18 protein-coding genes and 1 pseudogene are annotated in these 18,227 nt (G+C 35.4%); 2 read left to right on the forward strand and 17 right to left on the reverse strand.

The genetic code is table 11. The features are described from left to right. Positions 1–5 precede the first annotated feature (5 nt). From MG290_RS09225 to MG290_RS09270, 10 genes and pseudogenes are all read right to left on the reverse strand, one after another. Complete coding sequence (locus tag MG290_RS09225; protein ID WP_264561025.1) at positions 6–851, reverse strand: DUF3078 domain-containing protein; 846 nt, start codon at positions 849–851, stop codon at positions 6–8. A gap of 17 nt (positions 852–868) precedes the next feature. Further along, the gene (locus MG290_RS09230; RefSeq protein ID WP_264561026.1) at positions 869–1,378 is read right to left on the reverse strand and encodes a DUF2480 family protein; all 510 of its coding nucleotides are present in this window, start codon (positions 1,376–1,378) and stop codon (positions 869–871) included. 1 nt (position 1,379) lies between these two features. Next, on the reverse strand, positions 1,380–1,703 hold the full coding sequence (locus tag MG290_RS09235) for an iron-sulfur cluster assembly protein (RefSeq protein ID WP_264561027.1): 324 nt from the start codon (positions 1,701–1,703) through the stop codon (positions 1,380–1,382). A gap of 4 nt (positions 1,704–1,707) precedes the next feature. Then, positions 1,708–2,124: a SufE family protein gene (locus tag MG290_RS09240; protein WP_264561028.1), complete on the reverse strand. Its 417-nt coding sequence runs from the start codon at positions 2,122–2,124 to the stop codon at positions 1,708–1,710. A 70-nt stretch (positions 2,125–2,194) separates the two neighbouring features. Then, entirely contained in the window at positions 2,195–3,412 is a 1,218-nt protein-coding gene (locus MG290_RS09245; RefSeq protein ID WP_264561029.1) for an aminotransferase class V-fold PLP-dependent enzyme, read from the reverse strand. A 128-nt stretch (positions 3,413–3,540) separates the two neighbouring features. Next, a complete protein-coding gene (locus MG290_RS09250; protein WP_264561030.1) occupies positions 3,541–4,638 on the reverse strand; it encodes a hypothetical protein in 1,098 nt (365 codons plus the stop codon). 216 nt (positions 4,639–4,854) lie between these two features. Beyond that, entirely contained in the window at positions 4,855–5,739 is an 885-nt protein-coding gene (locus MG290_RS09255; protein WP_264561031.1) for a hypothetical protein, read from the reverse strand. Positions 5,740–5,741: 2 nt separating this feature from the next. After that, positions 5,742–6,797 carry a hypothetical protein gene (locus MG290_RS09260; protein WP_264561032.1) on the reverse strand — a complete coding sequence of 352 codons (1,056 nt, stop codon included), beginning with the start codon at positions 6,795–6,797 and terminating at the stop codon, positions 5,742–5,744. A gap of 87 nt (positions 6,798–6,884) precedes the next feature. Then, positions 6,885–7,776: pseudogene (locus MG290_RS09265) on the reverse strand (IS982 family transposase). Between the two features lie 100 nt (positions 7,777–7,876). Next, positions 7,877–8,845, reverse strand: a complete 969-nt coding sequence (locus tag MG290_RS09270) for a gliding motility-associated C-terminal domain-containing protein (protein WP_264561033.1) — start codon at positions 8,843–8,845, stop codon at positions 7,877–7,879. Between the two features lie 523 nt (positions 8,846–9,368). Between MG290_RS09270 and MG290_RS09275 the strand changes: the two genes are divergently transcribed. Both MG290_RS09275 and MG290_RS09280 read left to right on the forward strand, forming a co-directional pair. After that, a complete protein-coding gene (locus MG290_RS09275) occupies positions 9,369–10,277 on the forward strand; it encodes a hypothetical protein (RefSeq protein ID WP_264561034.1) in 909 nt (302 codons plus the stop codon). A gap of 41 nt (positions 10,278–10,318) precedes the next feature. Next, a complete protein-coding gene (locus tag MG290_RS09280) occupies positions 10,319–10,618 on the forward strand; it encodes a helix-turn-helix domain-containing protein (RefSeq protein ID WP_264561035.1) in 300 nt (99 codons plus the stop codon). Between the two features lie 45 nt (positions 10,619–10,663). Here MG290_RS09280 and sufD read toward each other — a convergent pair whose 3' ends face one another. The 7 genes from sufD to MG290_RS09315 all read right to left on the reverse strand — a co-directional run bounded on the left by sufD (position 10,664) and on the right by MG290_RS09315 (position 18,176). Next, complete coding sequence (sufD, locus tag MG290_RS09285) at positions 10,664–11,977, reverse strand: Fe-S cluster assembly protein SufD (protein ID WP_264561036.1); 1,314 nt, start codon at positions 11,975–11,977, stop codon at positions 10,664–10,666. An 88-nt stretch (positions 11,978–12,065) separates the two neighbouring features. Next, positions 12,066–12,803, reverse strand: a complete 738-nt coding sequence (gene sufC, locus MG290_RS09290) for a Fe-S cluster assembly ATPase SufC (protein WP_264561037.1) — start codon at positions 12,801–12,803, stop codon at positions 12,066–12,068. Positions 12,804–12,870: 67 nt separating this feature from the next. Then, a complete protein-coding gene (locus MG290_RS09295) occupies positions 12,871–13,260 on the reverse strand; it encodes a four helix bundle protein (protein ID WP_264561038.1) in 390 nt (129 codons plus the stop codon). 85 nt (positions 13,261–13,345) lie between these two features. Further along, positions 13,346–14,794 carry a Fe-S cluster assembly protein SufB gene (gene sufB, locus MG290_RS09300; protein ID WP_264561039.1) on the reverse strand — a complete coding sequence of 483 codons (1,449 nt, stop codon included), beginning with the start codon at positions 14,792–14,794 and terminating at the stop codon, positions 13,346–13,348. Between the two features lie 89 nt (positions 14,795–14,883). Next, positions 14,884–15,213, reverse strand: coding sequence for a HesB/IscA family protein (locus tag MG290_RS09305; RefSeq protein ID WP_091095816.1), 330 nt, complete (start codon positions 15,211–15,213; stop codon positions 14,884–14,886). A gap of 161 nt (positions 15,214–15,374) precedes the next feature. Beyond that, positions 15,375–17,264 (reverse strand): M1 family metallopeptidase, encoded by a 1,890-nt coding sequence (locus tag MG290_RS09310; protein ID WP_264561040.1) that lies wholly within the window; start codon positions 17,262–17,264, stop codon positions 15,375–15,377. Between the two features lie 93 nt (positions 17,265–17,357). Further along, positions 17,358–18,176, reverse strand: coding sequence for a hypothetical protein (locus MG290_RS09315; RefSeq protein WP_264561041.1), 819 nt, complete (start codon positions 18,174–18,176; stop codon positions 17,358–17,360). Positions 18,177–18,227: the final 51 nt, after the last annotated feature.

Genomic DNA, 18,227 nt, shown 5'->3' on the forward strand with positions numbered 1-18,227 from the left:
AAAAATTAAAATATATAATTTAACCCTACACCTAATGTATGGCGGGTTTGAAAACCTTTGTAAGCGTTGTCATCATAAAGGGCTTGGAAGGTTAAATTGGTAGAAATATACTTATTTACTTTTAAAACTGCATTTAATTGATAATCGACATCTACATTTTGCGGATCTTCTAAATAATTGCTGTAAAGATTAAGGATATTTTCTACCGAGAAATTTTCCATCAGCTGTACTTTGTAATAGGCATTTACAGATGCACCTAATTCAAAGCGCATGCTTTTTCCTTGTTCCACACCAAACGATTCTTTGAAGTCGGTAAAGTGTTTGTGTACGAAAATAAAGCGTGCAGTTGCTGGTGCAATGTTTACTTTAAAATTATCGTTTTTCTTCCACAACATCCCTAAACCTGTTTGCCAAAATGCGGGCGACATGAAGTGCGATATACGTTCGGTTTGATCATCTGGGTTTAAACCAACATCAAATTGGGTTTTGAAATTGGTAAACGCAGAGTAGTACCACTCGCCTTTTGCTTTTTTTCCCAAAACGGAATTAATCTCTAAACGGTCGTCGGTTTTTTGTTGATCTTGTCCGCTGATTTTATTGATACCGTACGAAGCAATGAATTTGTTATCCCAAACCCAATCAGCTTTTTTATAATTGATGTCATAATTCAAAGACCCATTGATGGCTACGTTATTAGCACCACCGGCTTGCCATTGTGAAAAACTAGACTGGCTGCCCAAAATAGCAATAACTCCTTTTTTAGTCCACAAGGTGTCTTTTTTAACCTCTGCTTCTTGGGCTTGAAAGACTTGTGAAGCAAGCAAAAAACTCGCAAAAATAATTTTCTTCATAATTTTCAACTAATTTTCTATTTTTTTCTTTTATATATAGGCACTGCCGAACAAGCTTCGCCAAACATGATAGACCGTGCATGATTCATCATTTTTTGGGTTGCCATAACATAACCTTCTTCCGGAATTGGTTTTTTAGAACATCCTTTTATGATTACAGGCTGATTATCGTAAACAGAAAAATCTAACTTATCGATCAATTGCTGATAATAAGTAAGGATTAACTGATCTGCCGATCCTTGAACCACCATTTTTGAAAACGGCTGTACGTATGACGATACCAACATGAATGCCCAAGACGGTAAAATAGCATCGGTTGAACACGTTATTGCAACCAATTTATCTTGATAAACGGTAAAATCGAAATTTTTCAAAGCATCTCTAAATTCTTTTTCCTTTAAGATAAAACCTTGAAAAAGCCATTGCGAAATATCTAAAACAACCGGTTTTTCTTGCGGATAATAATCTTCCAAATCAAAAATTACCAGACTGCTTTGCGCAACCTTATTTATAATTTCTTCTTCCATATTACAGCATTCCAAGTTCTAACTTCGCTTCTTCGCTCATCATGTCTTTATCCCAAGGCGGATCGAATGTTAGTTCGATCTCTACATCTTTCACTATGTCAATAGAGCTTACTTTTTCTTTTACCTCCATAGGCAGGGTTTCGGCCACGGGACAGTTGGGCGATGTTAGTGTCATTAGAATTTTCACTTCGTAGCTTTCGTTTACAAAAACGTCGTAAATTAATCCTAATTCGTAAATATCTACAGGTATTTCGGGGTCGAAAATGGTTTTTAAAACGCGAACGATATTTTCTCCTAATTCGTTCATATCTATTTGTTCTTCCATGATATTAGTTGGCTTGAAGGGCGATTGCATATAATTTTATTTGTTTTAGCATGGATACCAAACCGTTGGCACGCGTTGGCGACAAATGTTCTTTTAGTCCGATTTCATCGATAAAAGATGTGTCGGCATTCATTACATCGGCAGCTTTTTGGTTAGAAAATGTTCTTATTAAAATAGCAATGATTCCTTTGGTAAGAATGGCATCGCTATCGGCAGTAAAAACAATTTTATCGTCTTTTTTTTCGGCATGTAACCACACTTTTGACTGGCATCCGCGAATTAAATTTTCTTCTATTTTGTATTGATCTTCTATTAAAGGAAGTGATTTCCCTAGTTCAATGATGTATTCGTAACGCTGCATCCAATCATCGAACATTGCAAATTCATCTACTATTTCTTCCTGTATTTCTTTAATTGTCATTTTTTGTTTTTGGTTTGATTTGTTTAAGGTTTCACGTTTTTTTTGTTCGTTTTCCTTTTTGATTTCAAAATTAAGATAACATCATCCGCGCCTTTTTCAACGCTTCAATCATGGCATCGATTTCTTCTTTGGTATTATAAAAAGCAAACGATGCGCGAATGGTTCCGGGAATATCGAAAAAATTCATAATGGGTTGTGCACAATGGTGCCCCGTTCGTACGGCAATTCCTAATTTATCGATAATTGCACCCACATCATACGGATGAATTCCTTTGAAATTAAATGAAATGACCGATGTTTTCTTGGCTGTTGTTCCGTAAAATTCAATACCTTCTAACTTGCTTAACTGCTGCATTCCATAATCTAACAATTCCTGCTCGTAAGCGGCAATGTTATCAAAACCAATCTCGTTTAAATAATCAATGGCAACCCCTAAAACAATCCCGCCTGCTATATTGGGTGTTCCTGCTTCGAATTTATGCGGTAAACAAGCATAAGTAGTTTTTTCAAACGTAACTTCCTTAATCATTTCGCCACCGCCTTGGTACGGAGGTAGTTTGTTTAACCACGCTTCTTTTCCGTACAAAATTCCCGTGCCAGTTGGTCCACCAATTTTATGACCCGAAAAAACGTAGAAATCACAATCTAATTCTTGAACATCGGGTTTTAAATGCGGAGTTGCCTGTGCCCCGTCGATTAAAACGGCAGCACCAACTTTATGTGCTTTTTCAATAATGAATTTTATTGGATTTACTACACCCAACGCATTGGATATATGATTTACGGCAACAATTTTGGTGTTTTCGTTTAACAGGTTTTGATACGCTTCCATATCTAAAGATCCATCTTGCAACATGGGAATTACTTTTAACGTTGCTCCTGACCGATCGCAGGCAAACTGCCACGGAACAATGTTAGAATGATGCTCCAGATGTGAAACAATTACCTCATCTCCTGGTTTTAAAATCTGACCAAAACCGTTTGCTACCAGATTGATTCCGAAAGTTGTGCCCGTTGTAAACAACACTTCGAAACTGTTTTGGGCATTGATGTGTTTTTGGATTTTGATGCGCGATTCTTCGTAAGCATCGGTTGCCACCTGACTTAAATGATGTACGCCACGGTGAATGTTTGCATTGATCTCGCTGTAATATTTTGCTTCAGCATCAATCACCACTTGCGGTTTTTGAGATGTAGCGGCATTGTCAAAATACACCAAAGGTTTTCCATTTACTTGCTGCTGAAGTATAGGAAACTGACTGCGTATTTTATTTATATCGAACTTCATAGAAACTTCTAAAAAAATTTATACAAAGATACTAATATTAAATCACACAAAAGAACGATTGAAATTGGAATTTAGAATGGTTGTAAATAAAAACCGCCTCGTTTTACAGAAGCGGTTTTGGAAATTGGTTAGATTGGTTTTGGTTTATTTATTAAGATTGGATTTGTTATCATTTTACAGTTTCTAACAATAACTGTGATCTCTGTCAGCTCACTTTCACAACTTCCGTTTGATTGGGCAACATAGTATTTGAATGTACCTCTGTTTGCGGTAGGGGGAGTAAACGGTATAGCTGAAGGAACACCACCTGGGTTTAAATACCAAATCAATGTATTACCTGCATCGGCAGTCGCAGATAATGGTTGAGACTGACCTAAACAATAATAAACTGTACTACTTGATACTGTAGGTGCTGAAGGAACAGACTTTAGCAATTGACTATTTGTATTATTCGCTGTATTGGGAGGTGCGTAAGTTGATTCTAAATTACTACCATTATATACAGTATTTCCGTTAGCAGATCGATACGTCACAACTGAAGTGTCAGTAAAAGAAGTAGTTCCAGAGGGTGGTTTAATTGTATAACGTATAGGGTAAGGCAAGGCCGAGCCACCGCCACTCAATGTTTTATCTGCATTCGAATCACCTCTTGCAATATAAGTAATTGTAGTTGCGCCTGATGTTGGAGTATTGCTCTGAGTAATTTTTGTCCATTTTGCTGTACCAGTTGTTGTATTTACATCTGTTACAAAACCGTCTGGCGTTGCGCTATCGTTGTATGTAAAGCCAGCAGGTATTATTTTAGTAACTATAATTCTATTCTTATTGTTATTAGTATTATTGCCCGTGCGTCTGTACTGAGCAGCTACTGCACCCATATTCGCTACTTTAATTTCAAACGTATTTCCATTAACTGGATCAATACAATTTTCACCAATGGTCTGCTTTTGTAGTAGTAAATCAACATTTTCTGCAATTACTGGTGTGCTTACAGTTGCATAATTGTTAGCTAAATCAAAATCTTTATCGGTGCCAGTAGGCAGTACACGAACTTTATTAATCAATACGTTATAAAAAGGGATGGCATTGAGTGTACCCACAACAGTTACTAATCCAGTTGTTTGTGCAGGTACCGTTATTGTTCCCTGTATAGTATTTTGATTGGAGTCTATACTAAGATTAGCGTTTGTAAAATTAGTTGGCGTTACGGTGTTAATTGTAAACATTGAACTAGGTATAGATGCTCCATTTATATCAACTAATTCATCTAAAAAATCTGCATTTGTATAAGTTGTATCGGTATCATTTACTACCTCTATATAATAGGTTATTCTATTTCATTACTCCCTACATTAATACTTCTTAAAAGATCTTTATCTGCTTTTTTAGTAACTCTTAAATTATTAGGTGTTGTTATGAGAAGATTTCTAAGTTCATGATAATTAACCCCCCCCTCCCGTAGATGCTGCAAAACCTAATTTTAATAATTGTGGCGGTACTTCTGCAGAAGTAAAATCTAGTAAGTTGGTAAAAACTAACGCATTAATCGATTTTTTCCAGCGAACAATAATCCGATACGTTCCTGATGGATTTGGCACAACTTCTAGCTGAACTCTTCTATAAAAAGTAGCGTCAGTAGGGCGAGTGGAAGTGACTGTATTATAATCAATTTCATTACGCTTACGCACTTCATTTATCCCATCCATTTGATCCCCTAATGGAACGTGATTTAGATATGGATTGGTTGTGCTAGGGTTATTGGTAGTTGCTCCCCTTACAGTTACCGCATTTGCTACTTCTCCTGGCCCTCCATTTCTACCTTCGTTAAAATTAGAAAAATTTCCATATGCATCTAACCCTACTCCAATATATCCTCCGTTAACACCAGTATTAACACCACCCCCAGTATTTGGGGCATAACCCAACGATCCTCCATATCCACCTAAACTAAATGGTACAGTTGCATCAAAAAGGAAAAAACTTAATCCATCAGCACCATTGTAACTATCAGTACTATTTCTCCACATTTTATATTCAAAATCTACTAACAATCCTAGTGTTGAAGGAAATGATCTATCAATGTAAGCATATCCCCTTTGATTTCCTAAAGCTTTTGTTATTCTTAGCCAACCCGAATTTACTGGGTCATCTACTCCTGATGTAAAATATGCTTCACCTTGACTAGCTACATTTGAACCACCTACTTTAACATCCGTCGATCCATTGCCTCTAAAATTATCAGTAATGGTGAATTGTGCTGATGAAAGCTGATAAGCACACAAAATAATTAATAAGCTAAAATATTTTTTAAGATTAAAACTACTCATAATTATCCTTCTTTTACTGCAAACACAATATTCATAAAAGACCCTACTGTAACATCGACACCTACTCTAACCACATAAGTCATTTTCCCTGTTGCATCTAACGAAACACTTTGAAAAACTGTTGTATCGTACCAGGTCACATAATAATGTAATTCTGATGCAGGCAATACTGGTAGTGAAGGAGCGCTAGGACTACTCGGTTGTGTTGCTGTTCCAACTGTTCCAAATTGAGCTTTGTAGCGTTCGTAAAGATTTAAAATGCCTGTTCTGGTAACGTCACTAAAAGATTCTCCAGCTGTTGCATTTATAGCAGTAAATTGAGAAGCAGCTATTGGAACTATAATAGATGGCATGTAGAAAAATTTTGGCATAGATGCTTTTAAAGCTTTTACAACATTGTCTGAACCTACTGCAAGAAGGTGCTCTGTAACACCTGTCGTTGTTCCGCTATTTGTTGTAGCTTGAACTTTAGTTTTATCTAAACCTGTAATTTTTAATTTCCCAGTTGATCCACTATTAGTTGTTGCCAAAGTCAAGTCAAAAGCAGATGTATTGGTAATGATCGTATTTTGAGTTAAGTTTCCACCTAATTTAACATCTCCATTTGTAGCGTTTAAACCATTACTTGCAGAAGACAAAACAGAAATTGCTGGTGAACTTGCTACTCCATTTACAGTGCTTACTAACTGATTAGAACCGTTTAATGTAAGTGTATTACTATTAATAATGTTTACAGCAGTTCCTGTTATTCCGTTAACCGTAGTTGATAAAGAATTACCGCTAGAAGTATTACTTACACCGATTATTAAACTACCTTTAGTATCCCACACGGCATTCCCTGCGGCATTGGTTGTTAAAACCTGACCATTTGCTCCCAGGGCTATTTTAATAGGTGCAATTCCTCTATCGTTAATACCAACTGTTGCTGCGTTTAACAAAGCTCCGGTTCCAGACCCTGATGCAATTCTAATCCCGTCTGTTACACTTAGGTCTGCTTTATTACTAATAACCGAAGGTGTAATAGCTGTAGGCGTCCATGCTGTTCCGTTATAGGTCAAGACTTGGTTGTTTGTTGGATTGGAAGTAGCAACGGGAATGCCTTGAATTTTCTCTACAACGGTTGCTGCTAACCTGAGTTCGATTAATCAGAATATTGCTAACTGATTTGTTTTTAGCTCATTATATTGTATTGAAGGTTTTTTAGGAAAAAATGAATAAGCAATTAGCCCCGAAATAAGGCTTGTGAAAAAGTTTCCTATAGATCTATGTCTTGAATGTTCAATTTGACACATATTTTTCAATTCATCGTTAACTGTTTCAATAACAGATCGTTTTCTCAATAGTATTTTATCAGACAAGGTCATTAAACAGTTTTTCATATTGTTTTTAAGCTGCGTGATTAGATGAACACCATCAACAAATAATATGTCTGCAATTTTTTAGAGATGTACCCTCTATCTGCAAAGAGTTTCCCGAAAATCCCTCTGAGAAACCCTTCATTTTTAAGAGGTTCACGGTCATCTACATTGGCTTGTGTAATAGTAAAGCTTAGAATTTCACCCTTTCCATTGATAATTAAGTGAAGCTTGAATCCATAGAACCACCCCATAGTCGACTTGCCTACGGTAGCTATGTCTTTGAAGACTTTATTGTTTTTGATTCGTTTGTTTTTACAAACCCTTACTGGAGTGGAGTCAACAAATGAAATACCTGTGCAATTGCCCATACAGCAAGTTTTTAAAAACATTGTCAGCGGAAGTATATTGGCTTGCATAAGCTCAGTAAATCTATTGTAAGACACTGTTTTAGGAAACTCAGCCTGCATATGTTTTTGAATATAGAAAATGTAAAAGTGCTTAAAGCATCTGAAACCGCTTAAATGAAAAAGAATCATAATACTGATTATTTCACTGGGTGACATCATTGGGGGTCTTTTGGATTTGTTTCCGATACTGTTTTTTTCAAGAAAAGGAAAAAATTGCTGGCAAAATTCATCAACAAGACAAAAATTTCTGTAATTTTATTGAAATTAATCATGAGAAATAGTTATTTAAATATTTAACAATCAGATAATTAAATATACAACTATTTCTTTTTTTACACAATATATTTATCCTAAATAATAACCGAACTCAGGTTAATAGGTTCCGCTTGGGAGTTTTTCGCCTTCGTTTACAATGGCATTGCCTTGGGCATAGCCGCGGAATACGTTGCCGTTGCTGTCATAGCTATGGGTTTCATATACTTTTCTTCCCCAACGGTTGTAAATGGTTACGTGGTTGTTTGGAAATTGGTTGATGTTGTCGATAATGAAATAATCGTTCATACCGTCGCCATCTGGTGTTACCCCGTTGTAAATAACTACTTCACCCGGATTTATAAGATTTTCTTTAATCGTTCCAAGGGTAAATATTCCAAAGTCATCTACATTTACAGGTGTGCTTACGGTTTGCTCGCCATAGTTTACTACACCGCCTTCATCTACCCACAATTTTTGGGTTTCGTCCCAACGAACTATGTGTAGCAAATCAGGGTTTGCTGTTAACCATGCCGGTGTCGTGCGCGTATCCCATGAGAGGGTTACAACCACCGAATTGTCGGTGTTTACGCTTTGGTTGATGATCCAATATTCTTGGTCGTCAATGGCTTTTATGACACCAGTGCGGCTGGCATGCGGGTATTTACTGTTCGAGTTTTCCAATAAATATTCCCCCGTGTAGATTTCTGCTTCTTGAACGGGTGCTGATATGCCTGCAAAACGGTAATAACCTCCGTCGCCCACAGGGTATTTAAAGCCTTCGTTACCGTTTTTGGTGACTTCGCCGTTTACGTGGCTGCGGTCTGAAGTATTGATGTGCTTGGCTCCTTTTAAGAAGACAAACGCGCCGCCATTGGCTTTGTCCATCAATACCACTCCGTTTAAAAGATTTACGGTGCCGGCATTGGCGATGTCAGTGGTTAAATGAAAGCTGTGTTCTGCGCCACTTTTGTTGAACAGCACATCGTAAAAACTACTGGGTGAACTGCCGGAGATTTGTTGCATGCCCGGCATTAAGCCTTCGAATACCACATAACCCGTAGTACTATTAGTTGTATAACTGAACAAACCTTCGTTTTGGTAATCGCCGTAGAAATAAAAATCGCCGTCGTTTAATACATCGCCCGTTGATTCGTTTTTGAAATCAAAGTAGGTGGATACTTCTGTGCCCGGTTCAACTTTTAGTAAGCCTTGGTTGACTGTTAATTCTGTTTGGGAGAAACCTAATTGCCCAAAAAATATAAAAAAGAAAAATAGTTTTTTATCATGTTGTTATTTTTAAGGTCCTCTAAAGTTGCATTTTAAATACCCGAATTTGCAGACTCTGAGTGTATTGCCTTTTGAATTTCATATCGAGTGCAAATTTAGGTATAATTCTATTAATCAACATAATAAATCAGGTAGTTAGTAGGTAGTATTTATGTTAATTCTTTACTACTCAATGGGTAGTTACAAATACAAATTGTTTTAAATCAGTGTTTTATCGAAAAAAGTAAAAAAATAACAGGAAGAGAGGTTTAAAAAGTTAAATAAAAAACTATATAGTGAAATAAATCAATAATTTTCTATTTTTGCGCTACAACCTAATCTAATGAAAAACTTAATAACATATATTCTTTTGTTGTTAAGCAGTCTTATCTATGCCCATAAAATTCCGATAGATTCGCTTAAAAAACAAATTATCTACTATAATCAACATGAAGATTATGAGCTATCCATTCAATCTTTATCTCATTATCTGTCAGAGAAAAATTTAACTTCTGAAGAAAAATTTACTGCATATTTACTTAAATCAACTATTTACAAAAAACTATTTAAGTATCAACACGCTTTACATCATCTTAATTTAGCATTGAAAGAGGCAGAAAAAGATAGCAAACTACAATGCAGCATACAAGAGGTGAAGGCTGAAAAATCGTTTGTGTTTTTTGATATGCAGCAATTTGATAAGGCAAAGGAAGTGATGCGTGATTTAAAAAAGAATGATTATGCAGGCTTGACTAAAAAACAGCAATTTTTTTTGAAGACCCAAGAGGGTTATTTTTTGTTGATGGATAAAAATTATAAAGTTTCGGAAGAAAAACTAAACGAAGCTTTGAAAATTGCAGAGGTTTATCACCCGGAAGAATTGCCTATTGTTTATGGGAAGTTTATTGAATTGTACGACTTCACCAAACAAACCGACAAGAGAGATGCTATTTACAACAAAGCTTTATTGATTGCTAAAAAGCTTGGAAATATCAAGTATGAATTTTATCTGCATGAAATCATGAAAAGGGTTTTTAGCACGAATAAAGATTATAAAAAAGCGGTTTATTATCAAAAAAAATGCGACTCGGTATATGCTGTTTACAATGCCAACAATGTGGGAAGCAAAATTGAACTTTTAGAACAACAGCTTAAAGATAAAGAATATCATTTGGAACTTGAAAAAAAGCAGAAAATTGAAATTTTGCTTCTCTCTATAGCTATTATTTTGATTTACTGGTTTTCATTTTGATACAATTGTATCGCTCCAACAAACAAAAAAATGCTTTAATTGTGGAAGAAAACCAGCGTTTTTCTGAAAAAATTGACCATCTTACCGAACTCACTAATAATGCAGGCGACCATAAAATTGATCTTAACTCTTTTAATTTTACCGAACGCCAATTAGAGATTATTGATTTGGTACAAAAAGGAAAAAACAACAAAGAAATTGCAGCAGAACTGTTCATCTCTGAAAATACGGTAAAGTATCATTTAAAAGCTATTTATACGATTTTGAATATTAAACAAAGGAACGAATTAATGATATTATACCGCACAAAAAATGAGCTTCCACCTGATAACGAACATTAATTTACAAAAAAAGACTTCCTTTTTAGAAGTCTTTTTTTGTTTATATTAGATATCAAACCCAATGTTTACACCCAGTTTCATTGAGATTAATTTTTGTAGCTTTAATTGAAGATCCGGAATGGCTACTGATGATAAAACCTCATCGGTAAAGGCATACATCAACAATGCTTTGGCTTCTTTCTTAGGAATACCACGCTGTTGCATGTAGAACATCGCCGATTCATCTAACTGACCAATGGTACAACCGTGCGAACATTTTACGTCGTCGGCAAAAATTTCTAATTGCGGTTTGGTGTTCAACGTTGCCTTATCTGTTAATAAAATATTATTGTTCTGCTGAAAAGCATCGGTTTTTTGAGCAATTTTATCTACATAAATTTTTCCGTTGAAAACTCCGGTAGCACGCTCATCAAAAATACCTTTATAGTTTTGGTGCGATTCACAATTTGGCTGTTCGTGATTCACTAATGTATAGTGATCTACGTGCTGTTTATCGCCAATAATGGTGATTCCTTTTAAAGTAGAATCGATGCGTTCGCCTTTTTGATAAAAATTCAAATTGTTTCGGGTGATGTTTCCTCCAAACGAAAACGTGTGCACTGACACGCGGCTTTCTTGCTTTTGTTCGATATAGGTGTTGTCAACCAAATTTGCAGTTTGCACGTCGTTTTGAACTTTGTAATAATCAACAATGGCACGTTTTGCCGCATAAATTTCGGTTACGCTGTTGGTGAACATAGCCACATCTGTCAACGATTGATGACGCTCCGTAATCTGTACATGTGCATTTTCGCCCACAATTATCAAATTTCTTGGTTGCACAAAATTGGAAGAATTGCCGGTGGTGAAATACAAAATTTCGATAGGTTTTTGAACCACTTTCGATTTTGGAATATTGATATACGCACCTTCGTAGGCGTAAGCAGTATTCAAATTGGTTAAACTGTCTTCTTTGTTTGCCGCTTGATTAAAATAGGTATCGATTACCATTTTGTATTTGGGCTTTGTGAGCGCCGACGACATTAAGCACACATCAATTCCATCGTGTGTGGTTGAGGATAAATGCGAGGAAAAAACACCGTTTATGAACACTACTTTATAGGTATCTACATCGTTCAAAAAGTATTTTTTTACATCCTTCCACTCAACAGCGCTATCGTTTTTAGGAAGAATATTGAAATCGTTTGCTAAAATTGCATTTAGCGATGTGTATTTCCAAGCTTCTTCTTTTTTTGTGGGAAATCCTTTATTTTCGAACACCTTCAAAGCATCTGTACGCACATTGTGCAAGGTTGAATTGATATCTACCTTTTGTTCAAATGCTAAAAATGATGATAGTACTTTTTCTTTTAAATCCATTATTTGTTTTGTTTAAAGTTTAAAGTTTGTTTTGTTTAAAGTTGGAAAATGAACCTTATACGTGAAACCTTAAACTATTTAAACTATATTATTTCAACCAATCGTATCCTTTTTGTTCTAATTCAAGTGCTAATTCTTTACCACCTGTTTTAACGATTTTTCCATCGTGCAAAACGTGTACAAAATCAGGAACGATATAATCTAGCAAACGTTGGTAGTGTGTAATGACAACTACTGCGTTGTTTTCGTTTTTCAGTTTGTTTACACCGTTTGAAACAATTCGTAAAGCATCGATATCCAAACCTGAATCTGTTTCATCTAAAATCGCAATTTTAGGATTCAACATTGCCATTTGAAAGATTTCGTTACGTTTTTTCTCTCCACCCGAAAAACCTTCGTTTAAAGATCGAGATAAGAATTTACGGTCGATTTCTAACAATTCGGCTTTTTCTTTAATCAACTTCAACATTTCGTTTGCAGGCATGTCTTCTAAACCGTTTGCTTTGCGTGTTTCATTGATTGCAGTTTTCATAAAGTTGGTTACCGAAACACCCGGAATTTCAACCGGATACTGAAACGATAAGAAAATACCTTTATGAGCACGCTCTTCTGGTGCTAAATCTGCCAAATCTTCGCCTTCTAAAATAATTTCGCCTTCGGTAACTTCAAAGTTTTCATTACCTGCAATTACAGACGATAAGGTTGATTTACCTGCGCCGTTTGGTCCCATGATGGCATGCACCTCACCTGCTTTTACTTCTAGGTTAATTCCTTTTAATATTTCTTTGTCTTCAACACTTGCGTGTAAATTTTTAATTTGTAACATTTGATTAAAGTTTAAAGTTTAAAGTTTAAAGTTTTGAAGCTTTAGACTTACTACCTTATTTATATTATTATTGAAACTTTGTTCCTTTAAAATCGTTTTTATTTAAGTAAATAATAAAATTATTTATTTTTCCACTCAATTTTTCATATTCTGAAACCAAGAAATTGAACTTTTCATTATTGATATATTCATTATCATATAAACGATAAATTTGAGATCTTGTTTCTCCTGCCGAGCCTTTTGCTATGGAAAGGAACTGTCTAAACTCCATATTTCCATTTCGCTCAAACCCTTCTGCTATATTATCCATTACAGAACCAGATGCTGCTTTTATTTGTTCGTTGAACCTATAATGAGTTTTCAAATCTGTATGTTTAGCAATATTTATAATTTCTTTAGAAAGTTTTCTTGCTTCCTGCCAAATTTCTAAATCTTCAAATCTTTTTATTGTTGCCATTATTTTTAGTTAAAAGCTATTTCTGTTCAAGGTTTAAAGTTATTCATAATCTTGTAACATTGAACTTTAAACTTTAAACAAAAAATTATCCCACCGATCCTTCTAACGAAATCTCTAATAGTTTTTTAGCTTCTACAGCAAATTCCATTGGCAGTTTGTCTAAAACTTCGCGTGAAAAACCGTTTACGATTAAGGCAATTGCTGTTTCGGTTGGAATTCCTCTTTGATTGCAATAAAAAATTTGATCTTCACCAATTTTACTAGTGGTAGCTTCGTGCTCTAACTTGGCTGTTGCATTTTTCGATTCGATATACGGAAAAGTATGTGCACCACATTCGTTCCCCATTAACAACGAATCGCATTGCGAAAAGTTACGGGCATTTTCTGCACGCGAACCAATTTGCACCAATCCACGGTATGAATTCTGGGATTTTCCTGCCGAAATTCCTTTGGAAATAATGGTTGATTTGGTGTTTTTTCCTAAATGAATCATTTTGGTGCCGGTATCAGCCTGCTGGAAATTATTGGTTACGGCAATTGAATAAAACTCGCCCACCGAATTATCGCCTTTTAAGATGCATGAAGGATATTTCCATGTAACTGCCGATCCGGTTTCCACTTGCGTCCAAGAAATTTTCGCATTTTTCTCGGCCAATCCTCTTTTTGTTACAAAATTGAACACACCGCCTTTACCTTCTTTATCGCCCGGAAACCAGTTTTGAACGGTTGAATATTTAATTTCGGCATCGTTCATGGCAATCAACTCTACAACAGCTGCGTGTAATTGATTTTCATCACGACTTGGAGCGGTACATCCTTCTAAATAAGAAACATACGAGCTTTCATCGGCAATTAACAACGTGCGTTCAAACTGTCCAGTTCCGGCTTGATTGATGCGGAAATAGGTGGATAATTCCATTGGACAGCGCACACCTTTTGGTATGTAACAGAACGATCCGTCTGAAAAAACAGCCGAATTTAATGCTGCATAAAAATTATCGCTTTTTGGCACAACCGTTCCAAGGTATTTTTTCACCAACTCTGGGTGCTCTTTTATGGCTTCGGAAATGGAACAAAAAATAATTCCTTTTTCGTTCAAAGTTTCTTTAAAAGTAGTTGCCACTGAAACCGAATCAACCACAATGTCCATTGCAATGTTGTTCATTCGCTTTTGCTCTTCGATAGAAATTCCCAGCTTTTTGTACATAGCCAAAAGTTCCGGATCTACATCGTCTAGCGTTTTATTTGGATCTACTTTTTTTGGTGCCGAATAGTATGAAATTGCTTGAAAATCTGGTTTTCCGTAAGTTACATTTGCCCATTCGGGTTCGGTCATTTCTTGCCAAATTCTAAAAGCATCTAAACGCCACTCTGTCATCCATTCCGGCTCTTCTTTTTTCATAGAAATTGCCCGAATGATATCTTCATTTAGCCCCACAGGAAAAGTTTCAGATTCTAAATTGGTATAAAATCCGTATTCGTATTCCTTTGTTTCTAATTCTTTTTTTAATTCTTCTTCTGTGTATTTGCTCATAATAAGTTTTTAAATTGTAGTTTAAAGTTTAAGGTTTAAAGTTTTTGAACGTTAAACTTGAAACCTGAAACTAAAAAAACTATACATTTTTAAAGCGAAAAACTCTCTCCACAACCACATGTTCTGGCTGCATTTGGGTTGTTAAATACAAACCCTTTTCCGTTTAATCCACCTGAATATTCCAACGTGGTGCCAACTAAATACAGAAAGCTTTTTTTATCAACAGCGATTTTTACACCGTTATCTTCAAAAATTTTATCGTTTTCTAAAGCATTTTCATCAAACTTCAGTTCATATTCCAAACCTGAACAACCACCACTTTTCACTCCTACACGAATGAACGCTGTTTCGGGGTTTAATCCATCATCTTCCATCAACATTTTAGCTCGTTTTGCAGCCGATTCTGACACTTTTATCATGACTTTCGGGTTTTAAATTTTACTAATTGCAAAGATAGGCACAAAATATGATTTTTATCATATTAATAACAATATTATAACTTATACTGCTATAAATTGAATTGATACAAAAAACCACTTCATAAATTGGAAGTGGTTTTGGGGTTTACTATTTAGAATCGTTACATTTCTTTTGCGTTGTTTGCAAGATTTACATCTGCCATTAATTGCGATGGGTCAATAACTACTGCTTTTATATTTTTTCCTTTGGTATCAAATTTAAAATCATAAGTTGGGTAAGCCCAATCCCAGCCTTTTAAAACTGTGCGAGGAATATTTGGGTAAGGGTTGTTTTTAGTCCAACGCATCAAGGTATTGGGAATGTAGAAACTTTCGGTGCTGTCGTCTTCATAAATCACTAAAAAATCAATAGGCATTGGCATTCTGCCGATTCTTTCCAAAGTAACATTTGCTTGATTGTCTTTTACCTCAACGTTTTTAATGCCGTAATCTATGGTGTTCACGGTTTGGGTCCAATCTACCAAATACCAATCTAATACAGCGCCCGAAACACGTTCTGCACTTCGTTTAAAATCGTTGGGGGTTGGGTGTGAAAAACGGTAATCATGATAAAAACGTTTTAAGGTTTCAAAGGTTTTATCCCAACCGATAACGTAAGCCAACTGAGTAATAAAAACCGAACCTTTGCTGTATGCCGATATGCCGTAATTCATATTGTCGTCGTACCGGTCTGCATGTGTTGATAATGGTTGTTCGCCATTCATCTTTACCATGTAAAAATAGTTGTTGTAAGCACTTTGAAACGGGTTTTCGTCTTCTTGGTTTTTCTTATCCATGATTTGGTTCACTGCAAAATCTGAAATAAACGAGGTAAAACCTTCATCCATCCATTCGTGTTTGCTTTCGTTGGTTGCCAGTAAATGCTGAAACCACATGTGTGCCATTTCGTGTGCTGTAACTCCGATTAAACTCGGCAGACTGCGTTTTCCGGTAATCAAAGTACACATAGCATATTCCATACCGCCGTCGCCACCTTGAATTACCGAGTATTGCTTGTACGGATATTCGCCAATATTTTTGTTGAAGAAATCTAATAATTTCACGGTTTCTGGTTGCAGTTTTTCCCAATTTTCTTTGATAGAAGCATCGTTTTTATAGAAGAAATGCAGTTCTACATTGTTTGGCCCCATCACTTTATCGTGGATAAAATCAGGATCGGCACCCCAAGCAAAATCATGCACGTTTGGAGCGATAAAATGCCACGTTAGATTTTTTTCTTTTTTAGGGATTGATACTTTTACGCCTGCATCTTCGTAACCATGACCAATTTCGTTTTTGTTTTGAAGGTAACCTGTGGCTCCAACCGTGTATTTTTTATCCAAGGTTAATTTCACATCAAAATTTCCCCAAACGCCGTGAAACTCCCGCCCAATATAAGGATCGGCATGCCAACCTTCAAAATCGAATTCGGCCATTTTTGGGTACCACTGCGTCATGGAAAGTGCCACGCCTTCTTCTGAATTTCGTCCGGCTCTGCGCACCATTACAGGCACTTGTCCGTTGAATTTCATGGTGAAAGTGGTTTTTGCTTTCGGCAATAAAGGTTTTGCCAATTCAACCTCTAGAATAGTTCCAACAACTTTTGTTTTTAAAAGTGTGCCGTCTTGTTTTAAATCGTTTACTCTTAAAAAACCAATTTCGTTGGGTTTTAATTCAGCTATTTTACTTTGTTTTTTTTCGATACCATCTGGCCCTTTAAACGACTTTACCATTCGTTTATCGGGATCGGCAATAGAAGTTAAACGAGCGTCCATCTCGCTTCCCGGTTGAAAAGCATTGAAATATAAGTGGTAAAAAACCTTTTTTAAGGTATCGTTTGAATTGTTGGTATAGGCTAGTTCCTGAGTTCCCGAATATTGAAATTTTTCAACATCCATGGTAACATCCATTTTATAATCAACGTGTTGCTGCCAGTAACCCGGATTTGGGTTTTTGTGCTGTGCGTATCCGGCAGTTGATACAGCAATTAATAATAGTAAAAACTTTTTCATATTTTGGTTTTGAGTGTTTGTTGCAAATTAGTAATAGTTTTTTAGATTTCTACGGAATAGTAAATTTATATTAATTTTCCATTTATAATTGTGTTATTTGTACTGACTTTCATATTTATTAGGCTTGGAATAATCATAATCTTCCCAGCCATACTGTCTATATTTATCCTTTATAAAATAATAATCTGGGTTTTCTTCGTCTATATAGTAAAAATCCTCACAAAAAGGCAAGTACGAATACAATCCTGCAACGTCAAGTGAAAAAATGCAATTTAATCTTTGATTTGTTTTATTGTCAATATAATAACCTACAAAAGTTCTAATATATTCCCGAAACGACCCATCTTCCATCCAAAAATTTCCTACGCCTTTATCGTTGACATAAAAGCACACCGAACTTGTTCCTTTTATTTTGAATCCATGGTCGAATTTTTCTGATATAAAATCAAACTCATAAAGAAAAACCATAGCTTCCATAGTTTTGTCAGTAAAAACTTCTGGAAAATTGAAAGCTTCTACTAATTTTAAATATCCCGAAAGTGAATCAATTAAACTTCCTTTTTTCATCAAGATCTTCAAGTCATAATCATGATTATTCTTTTTAATCGCTGAATAAAAATGGAAATCAACTCTCTCAAAATTTTGTCCTAAAACACCTGTAAAAGTTGTGAAATATCTCGAAACTTCATCCTTTGAATTGTCATTAGATACTAAAATAGAACTTATGTCAATTGTTTTTAATTGAGTAGAATTTATATCAAGCTTCTTTAAATAAGTTTGATTTTCTATTTCTTTTATCCATAAAGAGCTAATGTCGAGTTCTATTTGCAAATCATTAATTTTCTCTTTATTAACTTGTCCGAAAGCACCAAAAAAACTAAAAGACAATATTATTGCAACAGTTACCTTCATTTTAAATTATTTTTAGGGATCATTCATTATTTAATAAAAAAGCTGTTCCCC

The sequence above is a fragment of the Flavobacterium sp. CBA20B-1 genome (assembly GCF_028473145.1).
In the GTDB taxonomy this organism is placed as follows: Bacteria; Bacteroidota; Bacteroidia; order Flavobacteriales; family Flavobacteriaceae; genus Flavobacterium.